Source organism: Mucilaginibacter sp. (genome assembly GCF_025359345.1).
In the GTDB taxonomy this organism is placed as follows: domain Bacteria; phylum Bacteroidota; class Bacteroidia; order Sphingobacteriales; family Sphingobacteriaceae; genus Mucilaginibacter.
In genome coordinates this window covers 1-23,961 of record NZ_JANYGQ010000019.1, presented here as the reverse complement: position 1 = coordinate 23,961, position 23,961 = coordinate 1, and the positions used below count along the sequence as shown (strand labels likewise).

The window sequence follows — 23,961 nt, the reverse complement described above, 5'->3', positions numbered from 1 at the left end:
GTGATGAAAACGATAAAAATAACGATAGTAATAGCGGCAGTGATGCTTATAAATACCAGCCTTTGGGCGCAAACTGCCGAGAAGCAGCAGTTAACGGTGCCGCTTAGCCAGCCCGGCAAACCTTACAAATTGGATGTAGGCCTGGTTGACGGCTCGATAACCGTTACCGGCTATGAGGGTAAGGACATAATTATCGAAATACAGGATAAAGATAAAGACCATAAAGGCCGGGTAAGAACCCATGACGGCATGCACGCCCTGTCAACAGGTGGCCGGGCGGATATCCAAGCTGAGGAAAATAATAACAAAGTAACTATACAAGGCGAGGCTGGAAAAACCACTAACCTGGTGTTAAAAATCCCTCAAAACGATGTTACGTTAAAACTTGGTACCGTAAACGATGGCGACATTGTAGCAGGCAATATAGGCGGCGAGTTGGAAATAACCAACGTTAACGGTGGTATTAAATTAACCGGCATATCGGGTTCTGTGGTAGCCAATACAGTTAACGGCAATGTTGTGGTAACATTTAGGAGCATCGACACTAAAGCTGCTATGGCCTTTACGACTCTTAACGGTAATGTTGATGTGACTTTCCCGGGAACGTTGAAAGCGGACGTGAAGCTAAAATCAGACCGCGGCGATATTTTTACCGATTTTGATGTAGTAGCCGAACAACACAAACCAACCGTAACCCAAAAGAACGGTGGCAAAGGTGCCATGTACAGCCTGAAGATTGAGGACTGGGTGTATGGCAAAATTAACGGCGGCGGCCCCCAGATGATGATGAAGAACATGAATGGTAACATCTATATCCGGAGGGCGAAATAGGCACTTTATTAACTGAATTTAGATTTGTCAACTTTTAAAAGTTGACAAATCTTTTTCAAACTATCTACTCCGCTACCGGGAATGAAGATATTCTCAATCTCGCCCCGCCCATTGGCACCAACGTAAGGTTGGTTTGTGGCTCAGTTGTTTTAACAGGGCTAACCGGCAACAACCCGCAAAGTCCATATTGGTCAATTTTCCAATCCGGTATTTGTTTCCCTTTTGCTTTTAGTGTTATGGGGGCGTTGGTATTAGTGAAAGGATTATTATCCTTCGGCCAGGCGCCTTTCTCAACTGCGAATGATTCAGCCGGATTGGTTTTATTCAGCAACAGACCATAGTTCCATGCCGAGGCAGGGTAAATTTCAAAAGTAGGCCATTTTGTTGGGTCGGCACTTTCCTGCCATTTGGCATCGGCAACAGCGGTTTCTTTGCTGTTGGTATTTTTAACATACTTTTCGTCAATTTTTAACGAGAAGGTAAGCGGGCCGTAATTAACGCTCACGCTATTTTTGTTCTTCTCCCATTCGCGGGTTTTTATGGTCATAGGCAAATGCAGGGTAATGCGGTCACCGTTTTTCCAGGTTCTGTTTAGTTTGATGTAACCGCTGCCGCCCGCATCCAGTTTTAATTCGCCGCCATTTAGTTTGATATCCGGATTTTGGCACCATTCGGGCAGCCTTAAGTATATCGGGAATTTATTGGGTGTTGTCGTATTTACAGTAAACTCAACCACCTCGCTAAAAGGATATTTAGTAGTTGTGGTAACGGTAACTTTTTGTCCGTTACCTGCTTTTGCTGTAACCGACCCTTGTGAATACAATTGCGCAGCTAAGCCATTATCCGGCGTAGCCATCCAGCTGTTCTCTGCATAATAAACCCAGCCGGCAGCATGATTATGCTGACAGCAGCGACTGCTGAACGGGTTCATATTTAAAAACGGGCCATCGTTATCAATGCCTGGCGCGTGGTTTTTGCTGTCGCTAACTACCATGTTAGGGGCGGTTAAATAACGCAGGCCGCGGTAGTCTGGTAAAAACGCAGCGGGAAAAGTGTTAAACGCCACGTCCTCACAGTTATCGGCCCAAAAAGTATCGCCGGTAAATTGCAGCAAAAACTCATCCGACGTCATTTGCTCCACCATGCCGCAGGTTTCAACTGCCTGGCGTGGGTCATCATATCCTTTGCGCGCGTTTTCATCGGCACCAAACATACCGCCAGGTACCTGGCCGTAAATAGTGCGGATCAGCTTAAAGTCGTTATACGATGCCTGCAGGTCGGCGGGCACTTTACTTTGCATATAATAGGTAGCCGGCTCACGAAATGATTGAGCAACGTTTACATTATGCCAGTTGGGCAGGTTATTTGCCTGGCGCCAGTTGGCGGTGTTTTTGTCGATTTTCGTAGCTAAATCCAGTAACCATTTTTCGCTGGTGCGGTTGTACAGCCAGTATACACTGATCAAATTATCGCCGCCGCGACTGTTTTCCCAGTAGTCCTTCAAAAACAAGTTGTCGGGAACGCTCAGCTCGTATTTAAAATAAGCCTTCATCAGTTTTAAAACCCGCGGGTCGTTGCTGTATTCGTAGTACGATTGCAGGCACCAAAGCATCGGCATATTACCCCACAAATCCCTGCGACCCGGCTTAGTTTCATTCAACGGACCGAAATCGCCATTCGCGCGCTGGTTACGTATTACCGCCTCGATCCAAAACTTCGTTTCCTTTAGCATCTTCGGATCTTTCAACACATAAGCCATATCGCCATAACCTTTTAGCCAGTAAGGCAATTCCTCCCAGCCATATTTACCATGGCCGCTTTTATTAACCCAGGCATTGTCGGTTTTTGATAGCCACACGCTTATCTCCCCAAGGTTGCCGGTAAGGCCATCGCGTTGCAGTTCAAGCTGTTTCTTTAACCAGCCACCCGGTTTTATAGCAGTTACCGGTAATTTGATAAAGTATTGCGGTGTCAGCGGCGCTTTGTTTGATACGTAGTAACTGTTGTGCGGTTTATTATCAACCTGTTTTACTACAGTAATCACTTGCGCGTTTGTCGCGTTGTTTGCTAAAGCTGCAAGGCAGCAAAGCGCAGCAATCTTAAAATACGACGAAGGTCTGTTTTTCATAATAATTGGTTATGCGGGAAATCAAATCTAAAAAAATAAACAACCCTCGTAGTCAAAAAATAAAGAATTGTCATTTCGACAAGAAAAGTCATTTAACAGTTGTTAAGTAATTAACGTTAAAACTTGTTAAATAAGGGTGTTTGCGTATATCTACGCTAAAACCAACGTTGTTTTATCGCGATAATTGTATCCGTTATCGACACATTTAATCACTTTGTGTATTTAAATAACCGAAACTAACTGTCAGTTATCCCCATGATCTTTAAGCGTATTAAACCAGCCGTCATAATCGAAGTTTTATTGCACTTGCTGTTTTGGGCGTTTATTACATTTATCCCCGTATTGTCCAGGCCCTCGGACGGTAACTTTCGCGGGCTGTTTTCGCCATGGCATTTAGTGCTTATTAATTTTTTATTAGCCGTTCAATTTTACCTGAATGCTTTTTACCTGATTCCCGTTATCCTAAACAACAAAAAGAAGGTATGGCTTTACTTTTCGTTGCTGTTACTTTCATTTGTAACGCTCGACTTTATCATGGTGCATTCCAGGCCTGCTTTTATTTTCCCGGGTGGAAGGATGCCATTCGGGCCACTTCACAAACCGCCATTTTTTGTAAATTTTAACCTGTTGCCTTTAGCCGCCATAACTGCTGCGGGTTTCGCTTACCGTTACCTTGCCGACCAATTTGCCGCGATAAGTAACAAGCGTGATATCACCAACGCTTCTTTGGTTTCCGAACTTGCTTTCCTTCGTTCACAAATTAGTCCGCATTTTATTTTTAATGTGATAAACAGCACTGTAGCACTGTCCCGTCTTAACCCGACTGCCGTTGAACCTACGCTGATACAACTTTCGAAGCTGCTGCGATACATGCTTTACATAAGCGATGAGCAAAGAGTGACGATGGCGCAAAAGGTTGATTATTTGCGCAGCTATATCGAACTGCAAATGCTGCGGTTTGGCAGCGCGGTAAAGGTTGATTTTAAGTTCGACGTTACCGAACCAGAGAGGGCCATTGAGCCGATGCTGCTGATCCCGTTTGTTGAAAATGCGTTTAAATATGGAACGGGTAACGTTGCGGAGCCGGCCGTGAATGTATATCTAAAAACCACAGGTGGTTTATTGGACTTTAGTGTAACCAATACTTACGACCCCGGCCAGCTTTACAAAGACGAAGACCATGGGATAGGCCTAAATAATGTAAAAAGGCGGCTGGAATTATTATACCCTGGTAAGCATTGCCTTATTATTAGCCAACCGGGAAATGTGTATACTGTTAATCTTCAAATACAATTAAAATGATGCGATGCTTACTTGTTGACGACGAGCCGCTGGCGCTCGACCTTATTGAAGATAATTTGAAACATGTTAACTACATACAGGTAGTTGGCCGTTGCCGTACAGCTGCTGAGGCCATCACAATATTGCAGACTGAGCAGGTCGACCTGTTATTTTGTGATATCCATATGCCGGGCCTCAACGGTTTGCAGCTGGTTAAAAGTTTAATTACGAAACCGATGGTGATTTTTGTTACAGCGTATGAAAAATTCGCCGTTGAGGGATTCGATTTGGATATTCTGGATTACCTGGTTAAACCCGTACCCCTGGATCGTTTTCTGAAGGCCTGTCAAAAGGCGCAACGCCAGTTTGAGTTAAACAAAGCCCTGGCTATACAAGCTTATCCGCCAAAGAAATATTTCTTCGTACATGCAGACTATACGCTGGTTAAAATAAGTTTTGATGATATCGAATATATTGAGGGATTGAAGGACTACGTAAAAATCAACCTGGCGAATAAGCCAAAAGCTGTGCTTTCACGCACAAGCATCAAAGCCATAGAACTTCAACTGCCTTCGGAACTGTTTTACAGGGTGCATAAATCTTATATCATTAATGTAGACTATGTTACACAAATAAGGCGCGGCAAAGTGAAAATTGTTGATACCGAATTGCCGTTAAGCGATAATTACCGCGATATGATTCATAAAATGATAGGTAAGGGCATTGAATAAAGCACACAATTCCGGCTCTTGTCGGCACATATTGCCCATCCATCTATTTTAATTTCCATAACGGCCTGCATGTTTGACATTCGTTGCTGACAGCAAAGAAAACGGATGAAGAAATTATTACTGCTAATTATAATTATGGGTTGTAGCGCAGGCGCCTTTGCCCAGCAGACACAAAAAATACTTAAAAAAACAAACATCGATCATTTTTTCACCTGTTCCCTTGATCTGTTGCTTGATACCGTATCTGCAAACTATCACCTGAATATAGTCTTCGAGCGCGACTCGGTCAGTAAATTCGATATAGCCAATCATTTTTTTAATGAATCCTTAAAGGAAGTTCTTGAAAAAGTATGCAGGGATAATAAGCTGCATTACTGGATTGAGAGCGATGGCACCATTTATATTCTTCAAAATACAGACGACCTTGCACGGCTAAAAAAGTTAAATACCCTTAGGCAATCGGCAGCGGGGGCAATCAAACCTATATTAATCGAAAAACCTAAGGCGCCGCCGGCGCATTTTATGTTCACCATTAGTGGCCGGATAACGGACCAGGCTACCGGCGAATCGTTACCGTCTGCAACGGTAAAAATCAGGAATACCACACTATCAGCCACCGCCAATACAGATGGCGGCTTTACCCTGTTCAATATCCCGGCCGACACGTGTGTTGTTGAGGTTTCCTATTCGGGATACCAACCGGAATATTTGCGTTTGACCTCTAAAAATATAGATAATCCGATTTTGATAGGAATGTTTAAGGCACTCAACACGCTGAACGAGGTTACCATCAACGGTAAAAAAAGCGGCGTAATGAATACCGATACAAAAAAGGTGGGCGTGCTGCAGCTGTCGCCGGCCAACCTTGACAAATTGCCCAGCCTTGGCGAAAAAGATATTATGCGGGCCTTTCAGCTAATGCCGGGCGTTGGCGCTACCAATGAGTCGTCATCAGGTGCATATGTGCGTGGCGGAACGCCGGATCAGAACCTGGTAGTTTTTGACGGTTTTACAGTTTACCAGGTCGATCATCTTTATGGTTTCTTCAGCGCGTTTAACAGTAACGCCGTAAAGGACGTTCAGCTTTATAAAGGCGGTTTCTCCTCAAAATACGGCGGCCGGCTGTCGAGCGTTACCGAAATAAACGGCAAGGACGGCAATAAAAACGAAGCCAATTTCGGGGTCGACCTGGGCCTGCTCAGCATTAATCTTTTTGCAGAAACCCCCATAACAGATAAGTCGTCGCTGATGGTGGCATTCAGGCGTTCATACCAGGGGCCATTTTACGATAAAATATTTAAGCAATTTAATACCTCTACTGCCGTCGGCGGCGCTCCGGGAAGAGGGGCGCCTCCCGGAGGTGGGCCTCCCGGTGGCGGCGGATTTGGTGAGCAAACCACACCCGCATCGCACTTTTATGATGCTGATTTGCGGTATACCTATCACATTAACAGGAACAACTCGCTGGCGTGGAGCTTATATTCGGGGTCGGATAAAACGGATAACAGCCGGCAGTTGGAACTTCCTTCATTTATCAGCGCAGGCAGCGGCAATATCGATATTACGGATTATACGAAATATGGTAACCTGGGCAGTAGCCTTAAATGGTTTAGCCAGTGGAACAAACAACTGCATTCAAATACTTATATCACCTATTCATCCTATTTTAACGACAGGAACCGGACTACGGCAGGTACAGCAAAAGATGAAAACGGCAACCAAACCAATTTTAGCAATGGTACGGTTGAAACCAATAATTTGAAAGACATCGGGCTAAAATCGGAATGGGAATGGCAGATGGATAATAAATTGAAATTATTATATGGCGGCTTCCTGTCGCGGCAGCACATCAATTACGATTATATTCAAAACGATACCAGCAAGCTCATTAACCAGCATAATACGGCTATTTTAGGCGGCGGCTATGCCGAACTTGAAATTGACCCTACAAACAAGCTGCACCTGCAGCCCGGTGCCCGCCTAACGTGGTTTAACCCGACAAGCAGGGTTTATGCCGAGCCCCGGTTTTCGGCAAGCTACGAATTGAGCGACCATTATACGCTTAAGGCAGCAACCGGGCAGTTTTACCAGTTTATGAACGAGGTAACCCGCGAAGATGTGGTTAATGGCAACCGTAATTTTTGGGTGTTGTCGAACAACAACAATATACCGGTAAGCATGTCGCGGCATATTATGGGCGGCGTTGCCTACGAAAACAACCAGTTTTTAATAGATGTGGAAGGCTACTATAAAACACTTTCGGGCCTTACGCAATACACAATCCGTCAATCAGGTTTTGCACCCGGCAGTGCCGGAACAATTCAGGAAGATTTTTTCCAAGGAACCGGCCGTGCAAAGGGTATAGAAATTTTGCTGCAGAAAAAGTTAGGCAGGTACACTGGTTGGCTGAGCTATACCTTGGCCGAAGCCCAAAATAAATTTTATGCCTACGGCACCAATTACTACCCTGCCGACCAGGATATACGCCACGAGTTTAAGGCTATTAATATGTATCACTACTACCGGTGGAACTTTTCGGCGGTTTTTATTTTCAGTACCGGACATCCTTACACTGCGCCGCTGTCGACCTATACAATTACTGCGCCTGACGGAACAGCATCAACATCATATAACGTAAGTGGCAAAAATGCCGAACGCCTTCCTGATTATCACCGCCTCGACCTTTCTGCAACTTACGATTTGCTGAAGATAAATGGCGATAAAACAGGCAGCATTGGTATATCCCTGTTCAACGTTTACAACCATACCAACATTTGGTACCGCGAATACCAGCTGCAAAATAACGCAGCGATTACTACCGATGTTAACTACCTGGGTTTTACGCCCAACATTACATTTAGTTTAAGATGGAAATGAAGAAATATACCCCTATTATTCTTTTAGGTGCCGCCCTGTTGATGGCCTCCTGTAAAAAAGTTACGACCGGTACTACCACAAGCCTGCCCGTTGTAGAAGCTTACTTAATGGGAGGGAATGCCATATCAGTAAAGCTTTACCAGCAAAAGGCTTTAACCGATACCGCTACCTACGGGGCGCCCATTACAGGGCAGCAGCTTAGCGTATCGGATGGGAACAATACCGTGCAACTGGTTGAAACGGCCAAAGGAATCTATACCTACAGTGACATCGCGTTTTTAACAGCAGGCAAAACATATACGCTGATATTTAAATACCTGGCGGAAACTGTAACCGCCAAAACAACTATGCCGGCTAAACCTGCGGATTTCGCAACGCAATATGCAGTGGTATATCCAAAAGCTCCATCGGGCCCAAATGCAGTCCCTGATACTATAAACCGCTTTACCTGGGCAAACCCCGACTCGTTACACCACGTTTTGGTTTTTAAAAGCTCTGACGGTCCTGAGTTTCCGCTGGGGAGCCGCGGGAATAATACCGAGACGGATTTTGAGCTGAATACCGATAGAAAGTCGGGGTATTATGTTACGACAAACGTTATACCTTTTTACGGGCACTATAAAGTGATACTGTTACGTGTAAACCAGGAATACATAGACTTGCTGAAAAGCAATACCGGCAGGTCGACTTCGCAAAACCTGGTAAATACGCCAACTAATGTTACAAACGGCTTTGGCATATTTACAGCAATGCAAGCGGATACTTTAAGCTTCAATGTGCTTTAGCAGGTTTGCCCCCCGATTTTGACAGTGTTACCGGACAATTTAACCGGCCGGGCGTGGTTTTCTTACAATTAAACCGGTATTTTAACTATGTTTAGTTTGTACTAAGCAAGCTACTATGAATCGTTTTAAAATAGAACTGGCGTTTTTATTTGTAATACTATTAAATACGGCCCGCGCCCAAACCCATTTCCAAAAGCTCGATGCCTGGCTCGACCAAAACACCCGCGAAATGGGCGGTCGCTCCATCCTGGTAATTTATAAAGATGGAAAGCTGGTGTACAATCATTCGGCAAACGACATGAATATGCGCCAGAAAATGGCCGCCCGGTACGTTGCCCGTAAACAAGGCAAGACTGCCGAGATGGAAAATTATACGCTATCAACCCGGTTAAATATTGCCAGTTGCAGCAAATGGTACAGTGCTGCCCTGGTGATGACCTTTGTCGACGAAGGCAAATTAAAGCTTATCGATACCGTTGGTAAATACCTGCCCGTGTTATCGCAGCATGGCAAAGGGCGTATCACCATCAGCCAGTGTCTTTCACACTTAACGGGAATACAAGCACCCGAACTAAAGGAAAACATAAAAGACGTAGCTGATGCCAGCAGCATGGACGAAGTGATTGCCACGATAGCCAAAATGCCCATGGAAGGCGAACCCGGCAAAACATTCCATTATAGCAACACGGGTTTACAAATAGCCGGTGCAGTTATCGAAAAAATCAGCGGTAAAAATTTTGAAACCCTGTTTGCTGAAAGGATAGCCGCGCCATTGGGTATGAAAAATACCGATTTCGGCAAAAAGAAGGTGGCCCTGCCCGCCGGTGGCGCACTAAGCACACCCGAAGATTATTTAAACTTTTTGGTGATGATAATGAACAAAGGCGTTTTTAACGGGAAAAGAATATTAAGCGAAGCCAGCATTGCCCAAATGCAAATAAATCGCATAACACCCGATGTGAAAATTGCCTATAGCCCCGCCGAGGCCCACGGCTTGGGTTATGGCTATGGGGAATGGACAATGGGTAACAATATCGTAAGCAGCCCCGGCTTGTTTGGTAGCTTTCCTTGGGTGAATAATGATAAAAAGTATTGCGGGTTTTTAATGACGTTTTATATTAAAAATACCGGCCGGAATGAGCGCTATTTTGAGTTGATGAAACTGGTTGATGAGGCAGTGATGTAATGATAGCCCCGGGTTATGCTTTATCAATTGAATTTATTTACATTTATTGTAATATTGATTATCAACCCAAAACCCTTTTTACATGGAACAGCCTGTTAACCAAAGCCGGAAAGCTATTGCTATTTTTTTGCTGATAACGTTGTGCATAAGCTCAATCTATTATTTTTTGATAATCCACACAGGTAAGCTTGGCAGCGGTTTCGGCTTATACGTAGCCGGGATTATGTGGGCGCCGGCGCTATCCGCATTTGCAACCTGCAGGATAATGAAGCGAAACATTGCCGATTTGGGCTGGAGCTGGAAAAACCCGCGCTACATGCTTTGGGCATATTTGGTGCCGCTGATATATTCACTTATTGCTTATTTGATTTTATGGGTTGCGGGATGGGGTGGCTTTTACAATACCGATACGGTAAAGCAAATAGGGACCTCGTTCGGCTGGGCCGGTTTGCCCGATGGCGTGGTAATGGCGCTGTATTTTATTTTCACCGGCTTAATAGGCATGGTGGGCAGCACCGCGCATGGCCTGGGCGAAGAAATTGGCTGGCGCGGATTTTTGGTACCCGAGGTTTACAAGATATCTAACTACACCAAAACATCGCTTTTTGTAGGATTTGTTTGGGCATTATGGCACGTGCCGATACTGGTTTTTGCCGATTACAACAGCGGCACGCCGGCATGGTACGGTTTCAGCTGCTTTGGGGTTATGGTAATAAGCATCAGCTTTATATTTACCTGGTTTCGCCTAAAATCAGGCAACTTATGGACAGCTGCCATATTGCATGCCAGTCACAATTTATTTATACAAAGCATTTTTACCCCGCTTACCGTTTATAACAGCAAAACCAAATATTACATTGATGAGTTCGGCGTGGTGCTGGCGGTTGTTGCGGTGATAGCTGCCATTTATTTTTGGACAAGGCGAAAAGAGTTGCCTCAGCCGGGTTTTGTGGAGGTAGCGGCAGCCTGATATGATTTTTATAATCCCCACATGGTCTGGCAATGTTAGCCATGCGGGGATTGTTATTTTAACATCAATAGGGGAAGTTAATCCACTTGCCCGATATCTTGCAAAATAAACCTAAGCCGGTTAAGCGGATGTACAAAGTGTTTTTTGTTTTCGAACCACGCCGCCACACCATAAACTAACAGCATCCCCAGGCAAGCGAATACCGCTCCGGTTATATGCGCTTCCACTCCACCGGGCACATACAGCATAAATAGTACCCCTGTTAAAATTATTGAAGTAAGCGGCAGAGACAACAGGTCGAACCGTTTTTTGAAGTTGAAAAATTGGCTCAATAAGGTAAACTGATTTTTTACATCGCTTTGCAAATTAATAGCTTGCTGTGGCGGTAAATTAAACATCGCCTTAAATTTTTGCATTAAAATTACTGTAAGCGGTATGTACAATACAACACCGGCAGCGCTTAGCAGCATTACCAGGTTATCGCCCCAATACTTAATAATCAAATGGCATGCGAAGGCGTAAATCAATATTTGGTAAGTAAACGACAACCCAAAATATTCGGCGGCATTTTTCTTCTCCTTTTTTATCCGGAGCTTAATAATGTTCTCTACCTCACCCTTGTTTAACAACGGTTGGTTGGTTTGCTGGTTGGTATTTTGCCAAAGGTTTTTGGCTTCATCAAGTGTTTCCATAATATGTGTTTGTTTAAATAATGTTTTTAAGTTTTTCTTTCAAAGCTTTTTTAATGCGGACAAGTCGTACGCTAACATTGGTTTTGGTGAGGCCGGTTATTTCGGCAATCTCATCGTAGCTGTTATCCTCCAGGTACAGGAGGGTAATAGCCTTGTCGGCTACCGAAAGCGTGTTGATGGCGGCATAAAGCAGGGCCATTCTTTCATTAACATGCTGCTGTTCGTTCCCGGCCGAAAGTTGTTCCCAATTGCCGGTTTGCATATCGGTCGGCACTTCGCGGCTGCCTTTTTTTGAATAAGTAATGGCCGTGTTAAGCGCAACCTTGTACATCCATGTCGAGAATTTGGAACCGCCCCTAAACCCGGGGTGCGACCGCCACAACTGGTACAAGATTTCCTGGCAGGCGTCCTTCCGGTCATCAGCATCAATAAAGTAGATGTTGCATATTTTGTGAATGATCCCAATATTTTGGTTGATGTCTTCTACAAATTTATCTTCAGTAATACGCTGCATGATAGCTATTGAATTATCCGGTTGTTAATACACAATTAGTATGTGCAAGTGGAGAAAAACTACATAAAGATTGGAATTTATTTTGAGGGTAGGGGTTTTCGTTGACACGATGCATGTTCGGCACACGCTTTTTTAGAAACGAGTTTGTATTAATGTTTATGGTTTGCAAAATCTTGTTAGTTTGGGATGAAGTATGGCCCGTAGGGCCTACCCCTTTGTAGCATACAACGAAAATATTTTTATTGCCCCGTAGGGGTTACACTTCGCCCGCGTTTATTGATAAATAACATGCCAGACCATTTACACCTTTTTGTTGGATTAAATCCCAAACAATCGATCTCAGAACTAATGCAATTTGTAAAAGGTGATAGTTCGGAATTTATTAACACCAATAACTTAACGCAACGAAAATTTTAGTGGAAGGAAGGATATGGTGCGTTTAGGTAACAGTCGTTCGCAAATCGATGAAGTGGTTAAATATATTTTAGACCAAAAACGGCATCATACTCAAATAACTTTTCGCGAAGAATATTTAAATATGTTAAGAAAAAACGATGTTGATTATGATGAAAAATGCATTTTTCACGATCTGTTAGGTGGCTAATGGGTAACCCCTACGGGGCAAAAGCCTATCATTTGCAATTTTCTACAAAGCGGTAGGGCCTACGGCCCATTTGATTTTGGGGCGGCTATAGTTGTTTGAACTATATCAAATTATTGCTCACCGCCACCTTAATCAATGCCGCGGTATTCTTCACCTTATATTTCGATAACATATTTTTCCGGTGAAAATCAATGGTGGTAACGTCCACAAATAACGATTCGGCTATTTGGGGGTTGGTAAACCCATCGGCTATCAATTCCAATACTTCGCGTTCGCGACGGGTAAGCGGAGGTAAATCGACCGCATCGGGGCGGCGGAGGGCTGCAGATACCGAGCGGCTGTAAAATGTTTTGCCTTTTGCAACTGTTTGTATGGCTTCAATTATTTCCTGGCGGGATGCATCCTTCAGTACATAACCGCTGGCACCATTTTCCACCATTTTGCGGATAATGCCAGGTTGATTATTAATACTCAGCGCTATTATAAATACCCCTGGATATTTATCTTTTACCAGCTTGCAAAGCTCAATGCCCGTGGTATCGGGTAGGTTAACATCCATTAAAATTACATCAGGCTGCTGGCTTTTTAGCACCTGCATCAGGTTTTCGCCCGATACGCAGGTGGCCAAACATTCCATATCGGGCTCGGCAGTAATAAACGCCTTAACGCCCTCCGTTACCAAACTATGGTCCTCGACCTGTATAATCTTTATCATAACTAAACCGGTAATTGAATCAATACTGAAGTACCTTTGCCCCTTTCGGATTTCACATCAATATTCCCCTTCAAAAAATCCACGCGGCTTTTTAAATTTTTATAACCCATCCCTTCGGCAAACGACAAGTTGGCCAGTTCGAAGCCTTTGCCATCATCTTCTACGGTAATGCCCAATATAGCCTCTTTCAGCGTTATTTGTACAATTGCCGTTTTGGCGCCTGCATGCTTTACAACATTGTTTATCAGCTCTTGGACAATGCGGTACACGGCAATTTTTACGGCCTCGTTTGCCGTCAATTTATCGATATCAAAACTTTGATAAGTTACCTTTAAAGCCCCACTGTTGGTAATTTGATGACAATAATCCTCTATAGCATCATTAAGGCTTAATTTAAGCAAACTTTCGGGCATCATATTATGTGCCACACGCCGCAGTTCGGATATCGACTGGTCCAACATGTTCATTGTTTTTTCGAAAGCGGCAGCATTGTCTGCACTAATTATCATGTTTTGTTTCATACTGCTTAAAGAATATTTAGTACCCGTTAATATTCCGCCCAGGCCATCGTGAAGGTCTTTGGCAAGACGGCTTCGTTCAGCCTCCTGCCCCTCCATCAGTGCTTGTGTTGATAAAAGTTCTTTCTCTTTTTCTAAAATCTGTATTTGCTGTTCCTTTAGTTCGCGCTCGTTTATCAGCAGTTTTTCTTTACGGATACTGTTGTTGCGTATTAGCCAGGTAAATACTATCAGCACCGCTAACGCACATGTTAAAATCACGATATAAATGGTGCGCGTTTGCAGGGTAAGCGCCTGTATTTGCTTTTCCTTATTAAGGTTGCTTATTTCCACCTCTTTTTTAGCAACATTATATTTGGTTTCCAATTCCTGCGTGTTTATCAAAATCTGGTCGGCATGAAGCTTTGCACGCACCGAATCTTCCAGGTTGCGGTCTTTATGATATGCTGCAAAATTGCCCATCAACAACTCCACATCACCGAGCGCGCTGTAAGACTCTTCTTCTACTGAAACAGCTTTGACTTCTCTTGAAATCGATATCGATTTTTTTAAATGTCCGGCCGCTGCGGGGTAATCTTTATTGTTAAAAGTGTATAGGCCCAGGTAATATTCAGCATCGGCCATAGTCCTGTCGTTCCCAGTTTCCTTGCTCAAGACCACTATCCGGTCGGTATATTTTTTGAGGTCGTCGTACCGCCCCTGTAATACAAAAATTTTATTAAATCCTACCAACTCAGTCAGCAAGGTTATTTTGTCGTTCTTTTTCTCGCTTATAGCCTTAGCTTCTGTTAACAATGCAAGGGCTTTATTAAGTTTACCAAGGTTTATATAAACGCTGCTGGTGTTTACCAAGGCCTCGGCCAGCACGTTCTGATCCTTAACAGACCGGCTCACTTCAATTGATTTTAAACCATACTGTAAAGCCTTCTCGGGTGAGTGGCCTATAGAAGAGAATATGCCCAGCACATTAGCATAAACCGCAGCAAGGTGCCTTTTATCGTCGAGCCTTTCATAAGCAGCTATGGCCTTAAGGTAATAGGCATAGGCTTTTTCGATATCCGATGCATCGGTATAACAGCCCGCAAGATTATTGTAAACGGCGCCTTTAAAATGGTCATTGTTGGTGGTTTCGGCCAGCGCAACGGCTTTTAAAGCCATAGTTATGGCTTCAAAATTTTTTGACCGCGAACTTAGCACATCACCATAACAGGCATAGTACCTTAACAACCCGGTTTTGTTTTTTAACCGGTTTGCAATAACGTAGGCCATGTCATAATAATAAATGGCCGAATCGGGCTTACTGCCGGCATATACATTATACCCCAGGCCAAGCAAGTTCATCATTTTGGTGCTGTCGTCTATTGAGTTTTTAACTGCAGCAAAAAGTTTCGCACGCTCCCTCGCGTTATCATCCTGGGCCATGCTTTTAAAAGGCGAAAGGATTAGGTAAAACGCAAGTAGTAAAAGGTACTTCATTTATCAGTATATATTATATATAAGCAACAATGTAAAAGTGAGATTTATTTTTTTATGAAAAAACTCCCTTTTTAGGGAGTATGGTGTTGGCTGTCAACAAAATACTTTTGGATTATAATAAGTATTAAAAAGTTGTTCACCCTAACAAAAAAATAATATCATGAAGAATTTTAAAATTTTAATTGCGACAATCGCCCTGGGTTCGGTTACCCAGCTTAGCAGTGCTCAGATACTAAAACCAGGCGAAGTGGCCAAAGAAGCCGGCACAAGCGAAGTAAACAACACCGAAACCAGTGCCATTGATAATGGCGTAAGCAAAGCCTCGAGTGCGATAAAAGGCTTGTTTAAAAAGAAGAAAACAACACCCGCACCTACCGCAGCAACAAATGCTCCGCAAGCCCTGCCGCCGCCAACACAGGCTGTGCAAAACAATCAGCCGATGCAGGGAACAGGTAGCCAGCAGGGGCCGATTTCTGCCTATAACAACTACGACTTTGTGCCAGGCGACAAAATTATTTTTGAAGATAGTTTTACGGATGACGATAACGGCGAGTTTCCGGCGCACTGGAATTTAGGTGCGGGCCAGGGAGTAATTAACACTATTGCCGGCCGCAAAGCGCTTTTATTAACCGATGGTAACTACGCCCACGTTAGTCCGCGGATTAAATCGGCATCATACTTAGGTGACCCATCGACCATTGAATTTGATACCTATAGTAATGGGGGCTATCCGCCAAAGATTTACCTGTATAACACCACTGCCAACGCAACAGCTGCATCAGGTAACTTCGGTGTTATCACTATAGGAAACAATGACGCACAGGCCGCCAATGAGACCGGCGTTGAACTATCAGGTAATTATCCTGCTGCCTTAGGCGGGGAGAACTTTGTCAATAAATGGCACCATGTAGCTATTGCTTTTAAAAAGAACCAGGTAAAAGTTTATGTCGACCAGTATCGTGTATTGGTGGTGCCTAATCTAGGTACTCCACATGCAATTGATATTGAAGGTATTGGCGGCGCTGATAATCCAATTATATTAACAAACATGCGCGTTGCAAGCGGTGGCGGCATGAACATGCTTGGCAAAAAATTTACCGATGCTAAATTAATTACCCACGGGATAAACTTTGACGTAGACAAAGCCACCATTAAGCCCGAGAGCATAGGCACGCTTAACATGATAGTTGGTATACTAAAGGATAACCCGGATTTGAAATTTGAGGTTGACGGCCATACTGACAATACCGGCGGAGCAGCCCACAACGCAACGCTTTCGCAACAACGCGCTGATGCGGTGAAAACACAGCTGGTAAGCCTGGGTGTTGATGGATCACGCCTGACTACCAAGGGCTTTGGCGATACCAAACCCATTAGTGATAACCTAACCCTTGAAGGTAAAGCCAACAACCGCCGGGTTGAATTTGTAAAACAATAAACAATATAAATAACAATTAAAAACAACAAACACTATCTATGAAAAAACAAATGATGTATTTATTAATGATGCCCCTGTCATTTTTAATATGGTCGTGCAGTACGAAAAGTGACCCGACGCCAGCAGCTACTTACAAGTTTACGGTTAATGGTAACACATACACCGAAATTGCCTCTTCGGATTCTACAAGTACCACTGGCGGCCAAACCTATAATGTATTGGGCGTGTCTGGCCAATCAGCAGATAAAAGTGCGACATCTGTACTAGTATTCTTTTTTCCGGGCTCGGCAAAACCTAAAGCAGGCACATACACGATAGCGAGCGACCTTACAAAATCGACCGGGAACCAGTGTGGCATTTTGGTTACCGACAAAGTGAGCATAGCCAAGCAAGGGTTATACTCAACTACCGGCCTTGACGGTACTTCTGTCACCGTAGCGGTGAGTGCATCGGGCAAGCTAACTGTTACCATGCCTGCAATTGCTATAAAGGGCTCGAACTTTGATAATACTGACCCTAAAAACACGGTTATCACGGATGTTACCGGCTCGGTATCGGGCAGTGTGGCCGAACAATAACACAATTATATCTGCGAAAAATACCAACAGGCCGGCCAAATAGTTTACCGGCCTGTTTTAAAACCCTAACGAAAATGAAAAAAGTATTTTTACTGCTCAGCATGAGTTTGCTGGTCTACTGTGGTGTAATGGCCCAGCCCGCGACTTTCCCCGTGACCGATAAGCAGCCCGCGCTGGTTGACGGGCTTGAACTGGGTTACGTCATCAAATCAACCGAAGTAAAAGCAGTTAGCAATAAAGGCGACTTTAGCCGTTACTCGGTAAGTTTTTACGTTCGTAATACTACCAACCAAGGCAAAATAATGCTTTACAAACAAGGCTGGAATGTTCTTAACAACGTATCCGACCAGTTGGCGCAGTTTAACTGTTTAAATGCCACCGGCGCCAGGTTAACATCAAAAGAAGCAATTATTAATGCCGAAGCTTGCAACGTGCTGGCCATGGTGAACGACTGTGACACCAAAAAAGTTGACAGGGTTAAGCAATTTGTGCAGATAGGCTACTGGATAAAACCCGGCCAAACGATAAGCACCAGCGCTATTTTAATTACTCCTTTAAATACACTGCCCGATATGCGGGTAACGTACCTGGCAAGCCAGCTAACACCACTCGCGTCGGCATCAATAGGTGGCCCTCAACTGGTTCCTGTTGCAGGCGACCAAAATTATATGCCGCCACCACCTCCCCCGGCTGACGCGCACGTATTTGTTAAGCTTAAAAACAATTTCAACAACATGTACCTGAATAACCAGCAAGGCCCGCCGCAGGTAACTAATATCGATGCTGACTGGTGGAGCGCGCAATGGGAGGTTCTGAACGTGCCTGGCAGCCATTATGTTAATATAAAAAACAGGTGGAAAGAGAATTACCTGCTGGTTGACCAGCGCGGCTATGTAACTTTTACAGACAATTACAACGATCGTGCAAGCTTATGGACCATGGAACCCACAAATGAGCAGTACGTTACCCGATTCCGGAACATGATGACCGGCGGCTACCTGTGTATTGCCGCAAACGGTGTTTTAATACAATCAAAAACGCCGAACAATAATTTTTGCTCGGGCTGGCTAATGGAGCAACCCTGAAAACGGCAGTTGTAAATTGATAAAATCATGAAAAAGTATTTCCTGCTGATTTTACTGGCCTTTACCATTAACTGCTATGCCCAAAAAACAGGCAGCATTAACTTTACTATAAATATAACCAGTCCCAGTTTTGCCGGGCGTACCGTAGTGCAAAACGCGGTGCAGCCTTACACTAAGTATACTGATTATAACGCCTATTGGTTTACCAAACCTGATGGTGAAAGGTACGTAATGATAAACGGCGGTAAAAACTTGGGGATTGTGATTTTGCGTAACCCTGACAACGACGCTGATATTGCATACCAGGATAGTTACCGTGGCGACCAGTTGGACCTTGAAATGCGCTATAACGGGTCGCCATATAGTTGCCACCCCGATAACGATAAAGGCCCCGTACATATACATTATAATACATTTACCCCTGGCGAGCTGGAGTTTACATTCACCGGCCCCGTAACCTTTGCCACCGGCACAAATACCAGCGACTACATAAAAGGGAACATAAATGGTACCATTCATTTATACAGAGATGCTATGTATGAAAAATCGGTGGTGGCCCCAAACTGTAATTGCGACCCTACTATTTATGCCTCGTACTACAACCCCGAGACTGGCCGTACGCCGTCTGCCTGTGAAAATGCGGTGCTGTGGCGCGTTTATAACGCGCTGCACCCTGCTTTTTATCCACTCCTGAATATTGCCATAACTGATGACGGCAAAGCAAAGTTTACCGAAGGCACTATTATGTACCGGCAGGACCATAGCATGGTTGATGTTACCGAAGCGCTGGAAACTACGGACGCGTGCAATGCAGCCAACAAACGGCGCGACCTGGTATCGGTAGATGCGCATACCCGTTTGTTTAACCAGGACGATTACAAGATGAGCTTTATGCAGAGCGTAAACACCGACCAGTTTTCGCCCAAAAACCCTGCAGACCTGCAAGCAAATATGGTGAAGATGGTAAAGTTATCCGACTCGCTGTATAAACTGGTGATTGCAAAAAAGATGTCGTCGGAAGAGGCTAACAGGCAGGTTAATGCTGCCACGAAAGCTATTAATGATAGCCAGACAGGGGTGCCCGATATACACCAGGCCGAAGTGTATGCCCACCTGGATGTATCTGCAAGGGTTAACGCGCAGTATGCTGACCCTCAATTTTACGGGCAGCTGCAGCACAATGTACCAGGCGCAGCATTTGAAATTTACAGGCCTTCGGTAAAGTATAGCGATGGTAATTGGTCGCCGTTTATCAAGTACATAGGTTTCGGTAAGTTTAATATAGTAAAAGCAGGCGACCAGGTAAAAAGTATAGCACCGGTGGTAACGCCCGGTACTAACAAGTTAGCGCTCTTTAACGTGGTTATAGAAATAAGAGGCGGAAAAGACCTGGTTGAAACCGCCACAAGCACCATCAACTTTGCCGCGGTGCCGGCATTGTTAAATAACAACTAAACATTTAAAACCCCGACGAAATGAAAAAGATTATCTATACCCTTGCGTTCTTATCAGCTGCCAGTGCAGCAAATGCCCAGGGCGGCTTTTTAAATAAAATAAAAAATAAATTAACCAGCAATGCAACACAAAATGCGCAGCAGGCAACCGGTGCCAACACGTCTACCGCGCCCGATGGCAGCGCCATACACTACAGCGACCCTGCTAAATTCGGTACGTTAATACTAAGTTATTCCCAGGCGGAAATGAACAACCACCCTGATGGGTATGATATATGGTTCCCGGAGATAAAGGTGGTGAACAACCAGGTAGTGGCCAAAGTTGCCGAATCAAATTCCACCATGTGGAACTACAGTAACGGGCAGCTGCAAAAAACAGGAGAAACGCCGCCAAATATTAACCGCAACAACCTCAAAAACGGCAGCGAGCTTGATGGGTTCAGCACTGATTTCACACAAACTGATGCGGCTAATGCGCTTATGAAAAACGGGCGCAATGTAACCAGTGGCGTGATCCCCGGCAAACAGGAGCAAACCTATACTTTTAACGGAAAAGTTGTAGGCAGTTTTTGGATTGCGCAGATTGCGCATAACGCCGACTCGAGTGTAGTAGCTGTTGCGGGTGCAAGTATAAGCGGCGGTATAAGCTATCACATGAATTCTTCGGCAGGCACAAAATTTACATTTCCGAAAGCTTACGGCGCTTTGCCACTTATCAGCCCCGACGGCAAAATGATGGGTGTAATAACGATTCTTGATAAAAAAGTATATGTGTCGAACGGGCAGAACTGGCCTTTTTCCAATTTAACAAATAACCAGATATGGCTGCGCAATACCGGTAACGTATTTAACTTCCCTGACGCCAATAAGCTGATCCTTGAACGCAACGGAACCCTGTTTTATAAATTTAACAACCCTGGTGATGCAAAGCTCCTGTTCCTGAACGCTAACGAAACCGGCATGGCCTGGGAAGGTTACCGCGGCCTGTATTTTTCTGACGGTACCGTATTTGAAAATGCCTCTTCGCCTACCAAGGTGATTCTTGACGGTAAGGAAGTAATTGTGTTTTTAGACGTGGACCTGGGCAGCGGTAAACTTTACCTGTGCCGGCATGATCTTTAAAACAGGCATTGATTAAATAAGAATCCGAAAATATGAAAAATAAAATCGTCCTGCTTGCGCTGCTGGTTATTGCCATTGCCGCAAATGCACAAAAGGTTGCCTTGCCGCTGTTTTTAAAATGGGAAACCAACAATAGCCCCGGCTGTAAAAACGTGTTTATTACTAAAGACAGCATACTGCTGGCGGTAAAAACACCCTGCGTTAGCGAAGGTGTACGTGCCAACTGGAGGCCGTCGGCAGGTATAAGCGAGAGTACGCCATTTGCGGTGCGTGCAGGTGCGTCGGTTAATTTGGTTATAACGTATAAGTTTATCCCGCAGGGAGGCGATGTATTTGCTTTTTATGGCACGGTTGACCCGGCTAACCGGGATGCAGGCCTGCCTTTCAGCGCCAACCTTGAATTGAAAGGCGGTGTTAAGGCACTGCCGCCGTCGGCGATCTACACCACTATGGAGATACCTGTAAATTTCAGCGACAGTATGGACTCCCCGGTATCAGCATCGCCGGCCATGTTTAAAGGTTTCATGGATTTTCATTTTAACGTAACGGCTGATGGCGGAGACACCCACCAGGGCAGTATCGCAGTGATAAAAGAAATGCACGTAGAAATAAAATAATTTAAAGTACCCCGATGAAAAAATACATAACACTAATAGCTCTTATAGTAATATCCGCAAAGCTGTTTGCGCAGGATGGGCGCGCTTCAGACGATGACCTGGCGAGGGCCATGCGAGGCGGGCGACTGTCCTTAAGCGCGGAAAAGAGCGTTCTTTCGGCCAGCGAACAAACGCAGATTAACATAGATGTGTATATACCGCCTGCGACAGACAACAATGGGGATTTTATTACAGACGGCCACCCGGTGCACATGTCTGATGCGGCCCATGCGCTGGCAAACGCTGGCATACCCATATCATACCACGCGCGAAACTGGAAGATTTTACAGGGCGGCGGGTCGCTGGATATCGTTGATGAGTATTTGGTAAAATATACCGCCCCGGCAAGCGCGCCACGGGATAACATAATGGTGATAACGGTAGAAATGATCCCCACCGGGCACGACCTGCCAAAAGTGGTGCTTTTAAAAACACTGTATTTTGAGTCCGGTGATAACATCTTTGCACTTAACGATCCTGCGGCCGGCCTTAACGACTTGCGCATTAGCGCGGCAACAAAGGGTGCCAGGAAATCCGCCACAAATCCTGTAACGGTTACCGCTATCGATCCGGCAATACTCGCCCGTATACCTGCCGAAGAAAGACAAAAACTGCAACAGAAAAAAGATAAGGTCGACGCCGAGGTGCAGGCAAGCAGTATAAACCTGGTGAGCTTAACCAGCAACGCAAATGCCATTTACGACCCATCAAATAATGTAACCGTTATGACGTTTATGAGCATGGGAAAAGATTTGAGCCCCGGGCATCCCGGCCCTGCCGGCGGTGGTATGGTAACAATTACCTACACCGGCGGGTTAACCAAAGGGGTTCATTCTTTTAATGGCAAATTAAATTCAATCGCGGTTATGCCAGACGGGCCGAGAGACCCAAAAACGTGCGTATGTGCTATGCAGGGTAACCCAAAACTGCAAAGGCTCAAATGTTCCGGTACGCTTACTATAACCAGTATGGATGGGGACTTTATAACCGGTACTATCAGCTCAGTTGTATGGAACAATAGGGGCCAGGATAAAGTCTTTACCCGCGGAACAGTTTACGGAATTTTTAAAATAAGGAAAGCATATAACGACCCCCGCTGATGAAAAAGATAGCTTTTTTTACCCTGCTATTTGCAGGTTTGTTTATCGCAGAACGCACACAGGCGCAAAAAAGCGCTTCATTCAGGCAGCAAAAGCCCGAGGAAACTGCGTTCATGAATATGCTTCACCAGCAATTGTTTGATGCGCTGCCGCATACGTATAAAAACTGGGCAACGGCTAAGGAGGACCTGAATTTCGATGCCACTAAATATTGGTGCCGCGACCCGGGGAGCTGGAGCATTTGTAACGGGTTTATTTTAAAAACTATTGGCATTAACGATGCCTGGACGATGGATTGGCAGGTAGATTTTACCATGCCCGATGAAGAAATGGGCCCGTTAGTGAGCGGCGTAGTTAGCAGTATAAAAGACTTTACCAATGCACCGCAGGTTGCCGCTGCAATTAAATCAGCAGCGAAAAGTAAGCTGTCAATTTTTATCGTAGCGAATCTTTATATAACGGGCACAAACAGCTCAACGGCGTTAACCTATTGTTCAAAAACCCCGCCGGTGCCACTGTCTATACCCGTGCCAACAACGCTGGCATTAAAGGGCTTGCGCTCGGCCGAATGCCCTATTATGGATGGCGGCAGTGTAAGTCTCCACGGTAATTATTATGACGATGCTATAGTGTTTTTAGGGAAACCCGTTGTTGCCAAAAAAACTGAGAATACCAGCGACGGGCTTAATACCACCCGCTATGAAATTGCTTTCGACCGTACAAAAATCGGCAGGCTGGCAGTTCAAAACGTCGTGATAACTTTTAAAGGTGACTCGGCAGACATCGATGAAGCGATAAAGCTTATTAACTGGCAAAAATTAAGTGATTTGATTGCGAAATAAGATCGTTAGGGACCATGTTGCACCAAGGGCCGGTTTCGCAGCCGGCCCGCAATGTGGGTTTTAAACAAAAAAATTAAAAACGGTTATAAAATAAAAAAGGCTGCGATATAAAAACGCGGTAACACCTAAAGTTTCATGATTATTAAGTACAAAATATGATTAGCTTTAATGGATAACGAGCTGATTATGAAACGAAGAAAAAAATGCCTTTTAACGCTATTGCTGGTAATTGTTTGTGTTTGCAAAATTTTTGCCCAACCCACCAGCGATGCGGAGGCTAAAGAAATGGCCCAAAAACTAATGCGCATGACGCCGGCGCAAATAATGAAGTTTCGCGATTCGATGATGAAGGCGGTAATGAACAAGCAGGCCCGTGTG

The 23,961-nt window shown here is 44.6% G+C and carries 22 protein-coding genes; 17 read left to right on the top strand and 5 right to left on the bottom strand.

Going from position 1 to position 23,961, the window contains the following annotated elements:
- Positions 1 to 3 precede the first annotated feature (3 nt).
- The gene (locus tag Q0R52_RS11470; protein ID WP_295794799.1) at positions 4 to 831 is read left to right on the top strand and encodes a DUF4097 family beta strand repeat-containing protein; all 828 of its coding nucleotides are present in this window, start codon (positions 4 to 6) and stop codon (positions 829 to 831) included.
- 64 nt (positions 832 to 895) lie between these two features.
- Here Q0R52_RS11470 and Q0R52_RS11465 read toward each other — a convergent pair whose 3' ends face one another.
- Positions 896 to 2,959, bottom strand: coding sequence for a beta-L-arabinofuranosidase domain-containing protein (locus Q0R52_RS11465; protein WP_295794798.1), 2,064 nt, complete (start codon positions 2,957 to 2,959; stop codon positions 896 to 898).
- A 255-nt stretch (positions 2,960 to 3,214) separates the two neighbouring features.
- Here Q0R52_RS11465 and Q0R52_RS11460 point away from each other — a divergent pair, with 255 nt between their 5' ends.
- From Q0R52_RS11460 to Q0R52_RS11435, 6 genes are all read left to right on the top strand, one after another.
- Complete coding sequence (locus Q0R52_RS11460; RefSeq protein ID WP_295794797.1) at positions 3,215 to 4,261, top strand: histidine kinase; 1,047 nt, start codon at positions 3,215 to 3,217, stop codon at positions 4,259 to 4,261.
- A complete protein-coding gene (locus Q0R52_RS11455) occupies positions 4,258 to 4,971 on the top strand; it encodes a LytTR family DNA-binding domain-containing protein (RefSeq protein ID WP_295794796.1) in 714 nt (237 codons plus the stop codon). The genes Q0R52_RS11460 and Q0R52_RS11455 overlap by 4 nt, the downstream gene beginning before the upstream one ends.
- A gap of 105 nt (positions 4,972 to 5,076) precedes the next feature.
- Positions 5,077 to 7,848 carry a TonB-dependent receptor gene (locus Q0R52_RS11450; RefSeq protein WP_295794795.1) on the top strand — a complete coding sequence of 924 codons (2,772 nt, stop codon included), beginning with the start codon at positions 5,077 to 5,079 and terminating at the stop codon, positions 7,846 to 7,848.
- The gene (locus Q0R52_RS11445) at positions 7,845 to 8,633 is read left to right on the top strand and encodes a DUF4249 family protein (RefSeq protein ID WP_295794794.1); all 789 of its coding nucleotides are present in this window, start codon (positions 7,845 to 7,847) and stop codon (positions 8,631 to 8,633) included. Before Q0R52_RS11450 ends, Q0R52_RS11445 begins: the two co-directional genes overlap by 4 nt.
- A 115-nt stretch (positions 8,634 to 8,748) precedes the next feature.
- Positions 8,749 to 9,819: a serine hydrolase domain-containing protein gene (locus tag Q0R52_RS11440; protein ID WP_295794793.1), complete on the top strand. Its 1,071-nt coding sequence runs from the start codon at positions 8,749 to 8,751 to the stop codon at positions 9,817 to 9,819.
- Between the two features lie 82 nt (positions 9,820 to 9,901).
- Positions 9,902 to 10,789 carry a type II CAAX endopeptidase family protein gene (locus tag Q0R52_RS11435; protein ID WP_295794792.1) on the top strand — a complete coding sequence of 296 codons (888 nt, stop codon included), beginning with the start codon at positions 9,902 to 9,904 and terminating at the stop codon, positions 10,787 to 10,789.
- Positions 10,790 to 10,866: 77 nt separating this feature from the next.
- On the opposite strand, the gene Q0R52_RS11430 is transcribed toward Q0R52_RS11435, so the two are convergent.
- Together Q0R52_RS11430 and Q0R52_RS11425 are read right to left on the bottom strand one after the other, a co-directional pair.
- Positions 10,867 to 11,481 carry a hypothetical protein gene (locus Q0R52_RS11430; protein WP_295794791.1) on the bottom strand — a complete coding sequence of 205 codons (615 nt, stop codon included), beginning with the start codon at positions 11,479 to 11,481 and terminating at the stop codon, positions 10,867 to 10,869.
- Positions 11,482 to 11,494: 13 nt separating this feature from the next.
- The gene (locus Q0R52_RS11425) at positions 11,495 to 11,995 is read right to left on the bottom strand and encodes an RNA polymerase sigma factor (RefSeq protein WP_295794790.1); all 501 of its coding nucleotides are present in this window, start codon (positions 11,993 to 11,995) and stop codon (positions 11,495 to 11,497) included.
- Positions 11,996 to 12,283: 288 nt separating this feature from the next.
- Between Q0R52_RS11425 and Q0R52_RS29340 the strand changes: the two genes are divergently transcribed.
- Entirely contained in the window at positions 12,284 to 12,412 is a 129-nt protein-coding gene (locus Q0R52_RS29340; protein ID WP_366520887.1) for a transposase, read from the top strand.
- A 287-nt stretch (positions 12,413 to 12,699) separates the two neighbouring features.
- Here the strand turns inward: Q0R52_RS29340 and Q0R52_RS11420 are convergent, their stop codons facing one another.
- On the bottom strand, positions 12,700 to 13,314 hold the full coding sequence (locus Q0R52_RS11420) for a response regulator transcription factor (protein WP_295794789.1): 615 nt from the start codon (positions 13,312 to 13,314) through the stop codon (positions 12,700 to 12,702).
- 2 nt (positions 13,315 to 13,316) lie between these two features.
- Positions 13,317 to 15,308: a sensor histidine kinase gene (locus tag Q0R52_RS11415; protein WP_295794788.1), complete on the bottom strand. Its 1,992-nt coding sequence runs from the start codon at positions 15,306 to 15,308 to the stop codon at positions 13,317 to 13,319.
- 160 nt (positions 15,309 to 15,468) lie between these two features.
- Between Q0R52_RS11415 and Q0R52_RS11410 the strand changes: the two genes are divergently transcribed.
- The 9 genes from Q0R52_RS11410 to Q0R52_RS11370 form a co-directional block, all read left to right on the top strand.
- Positions 15,469 to 16,746 (top strand): OmpA family protein, encoded by a 1,278-nt coding sequence (locus Q0R52_RS11410; protein WP_295794787.1) that lies wholly within the window; start codon positions 15,469 to 15,471, stop codon positions 16,744 to 16,746.
- Between the two features lie 38 nt (positions 16,747 to 16,784).
- Positions 16,785 to 17,324, top strand: a complete 540-nt coding sequence (locus Q0R52_RS11405; protein WP_295794786.1) for a hypothetical protein — start codon at positions 16,785 to 16,787, stop codon at positions 17,322 to 17,324.
- 74 nt (positions 17,325 to 17,398) lie between these two features.
- Positions 17,399 to 18,409: a hypothetical protein gene (locus tag Q0R52_RS11400; RefSeq protein WP_295794785.1), complete on the top strand. Its 1,011-nt coding sequence runs from the start codon at positions 17,399 to 17,401 to the stop codon at positions 18,407 to 18,409.
- A gap of 27 nt (positions 18,410 to 18,436) precedes the next feature.
- Complete coding sequence (locus Q0R52_RS11395) at positions 18,437 to 19,864, top strand: hypothetical protein (RefSeq protein ID WP_295794784.1); 1,428 nt, start codon at positions 18,437 to 18,439, stop codon at positions 19,862 to 19,864.
- Between the two features lie 20 nt (positions 19,865 to 19,884).
- Complete coding sequence (locus tag Q0R52_RS11390) at positions 19,885 to 20,985, top strand: hypothetical protein (protein ID WP_295794782.1); 1,101 nt, start codon at positions 19,885 to 19,887, stop codon at positions 20,983 to 20,985.
- 32 nt (positions 20,986 to 21,017) lie between these two features.
- Entirely contained in the window at positions 21,018 to 21,602 is a 585-nt protein-coding gene (locus tag Q0R52_RS11385) for a hypothetical protein (RefSeq protein WP_295794780.1), read from the top strand.
- 14 nt (positions 21,603 to 21,616) lie between these two features.
- Positions 21,617 to 22,741 (top strand): hypothetical protein, encoded by a 1,125-nt coding sequence (locus tag Q0R52_RS11380; protein ID WP_295794778.1) that lies wholly within the window; start codon positions 21,617 to 21,619, stop codon positions 22,739 to 22,741.
- The gene (locus Q0R52_RS11375) at positions 22,741 to 23,583 is read left to right on the top strand and encodes a hypothetical protein (protein WP_295794777.1); all 843 of its coding nucleotides are present in this window, start codon (positions 22,741 to 22,743) and stop codon (positions 23,581 to 23,583) included. The genes Q0R52_RS11380 and Q0R52_RS11375 overlap by 1 nt, the downstream gene beginning before the upstream one ends.
- Before the next feature lie 186 nt (positions 23,584 to 23,769).
- A partial coding sequence (locus Q0R52_RS11370; protein WP_295794776.1) for a hypothetical protein occupies positions 23,770 to 23,961 on the top strand: 192 nt, incomplete at its 3' end.

What these genes read in the sequence shown, in the direction of transcription:
- Q0R52_RS11470 (WP_295794799.1), top strand. Translation starts at nt 4, where the DNA reads ATGAAAACGATAAAAATAACGATAGTAATAGCGGCAGTGATGCTTATA.
- Q0R52_RS11465 (WP_295794798.1), bottom strand. Translation starts at nt 2,959, where the DNA reads ATGAAAAACAGACCTTCGTCGTATTTTAAGATTGCTGCGCTTTGCTGC.
- Q0R52_RS11460 (WP_295794797.1), top strand. Translation starts at nt 3,215, where the DNA reads ATGATCTTTAAGCGTATTAAACCAGCCGTCATAATCGAAGTTTTATTG.
- Q0R52_RS11455 (WP_295794796.1), top strand. Translation starts at nt 4,258, where the DNA reads ATGATGCGATGCTTACTTGTTGACGACGAGCCGCTGGCGCTCGACCTT.
- Q0R52_RS11450 (WP_295794795.1), top strand. Translation starts at nt 5,077, where the DNA reads ATGAAGAAATTATTACTGCTAATTATAATTATGGGTTGTAGCGCAGGC.
- Q0R52_RS11445 (WP_295794794.1), top strand. Translation starts at nt 7,845, where the DNA reads ATGAAGAAATATACCCCTATTATTCTTTTAGGTGCCGCCCTGTTGATG.
- Q0R52_RS11440 (WP_295794793.1), top strand. Translation starts at nt 8,749, where the DNA reads ATGAATCGTTTTAAAATAGAACTGGCGTTTTTATTTGTAATACTATTA.
- Q0R52_RS11435 (WP_295794792.1), top strand. Translation starts at nt 9,902, where the DNA reads ATGGAACAGCCTGTTAACCAAAGCCGGAAAGCTATTGCTATTTTTTTG.
- Q0R52_RS11430 (WP_295794791.1), bottom strand. Translation starts at nt 11,481, where the DNA reads ATGGAAACACTTGATGAAGCCAAAAACCTTTGGCAAAATACCAACCAG.
- Q0R52_RS11425 (WP_295794790.1), bottom strand. Translation starts at nt 11,995, where the DNA reads ATGCAGCGTATTACTGAAGATAAATTTGTAGAAGACATCAACCAAAAT.
- Q0R52_RS29340 (WP_366520887.1), top strand. Translation starts at nt 12,284, where the DNA reads ATGCCAGACCATTTACACCTTTTTGTTGGATTAAATCCCAAACAATCG.
- Q0R52_RS11420 (WP_295794789.1), bottom strand. Translation starts at nt 13,314, where the DNA reads ATGATAAAGATTATACAGGTCGAGGACCATAGTTTGGTAACGGAGGGC.
- Q0R52_RS11415 (WP_295794788.1), bottom strand. Translation starts at nt 15,308, where the DNA reads ATGAAGTACCTTTTACTACTTGCGTTTTACCTAATCCTTTCGCCTTTT.
- Q0R52_RS11410 (WP_295794787.1), top strand. Translation starts at nt 15,469, where the DNA reads ATGAAGAATTTTAAAATTTTAATTGCGACAATCGCCCTGGGTTCGGTT.
- Q0R52_RS11405 (WP_295794786.1), top strand. Translation starts at nt 16,785, where the DNA reads ATGAAAAAACAAATGATGTATTTATTAATGATGCCCCTGTCATTTTTA.
- Q0R52_RS11400 (WP_295794785.1), top strand. Translation starts at nt 17,399, where the DNA reads ATGAAAAAAGTATTTTTACTGCTCAGCATGAGTTTGCTGGTCTACTGT.
- Q0R52_RS11395 (WP_295794784.1), top strand. Translation starts at nt 18,437, where the DNA reads ATGAAAAAGTATTTCCTGCTGATTTTACTGGCCTTTACCATTAACTGC.
- Q0R52_RS11390 (WP_295794782.1), top strand. Translation starts at nt 19,885, where the DNA reads ATGAAAAAGATTATCTATACCCTTGCGTTCTTATCAGCTGCCAGTGCA.
- Q0R52_RS11385 (WP_295794780.1), top strand. Translation starts at nt 21,018, where the DNA reads ATGAAAAATAAAATCGTCCTGCTTGCGCTGCTGGTTATTGCCATTGCC.
- Q0R52_RS11380 (WP_295794778.1), top strand. Translation starts at nt 21,617, where the DNA reads ATGAAAAAATACATAACACTAATAGCTCTTATAGTAATATCCGCAAAG.
- Q0R52_RS11375 (WP_295794777.1), top strand. Translation starts at nt 22,741, where the DNA reads ATGAAAAAGATAGCTTTTTTTACCCTGCTATTTGCAGGTTTGTTTATC.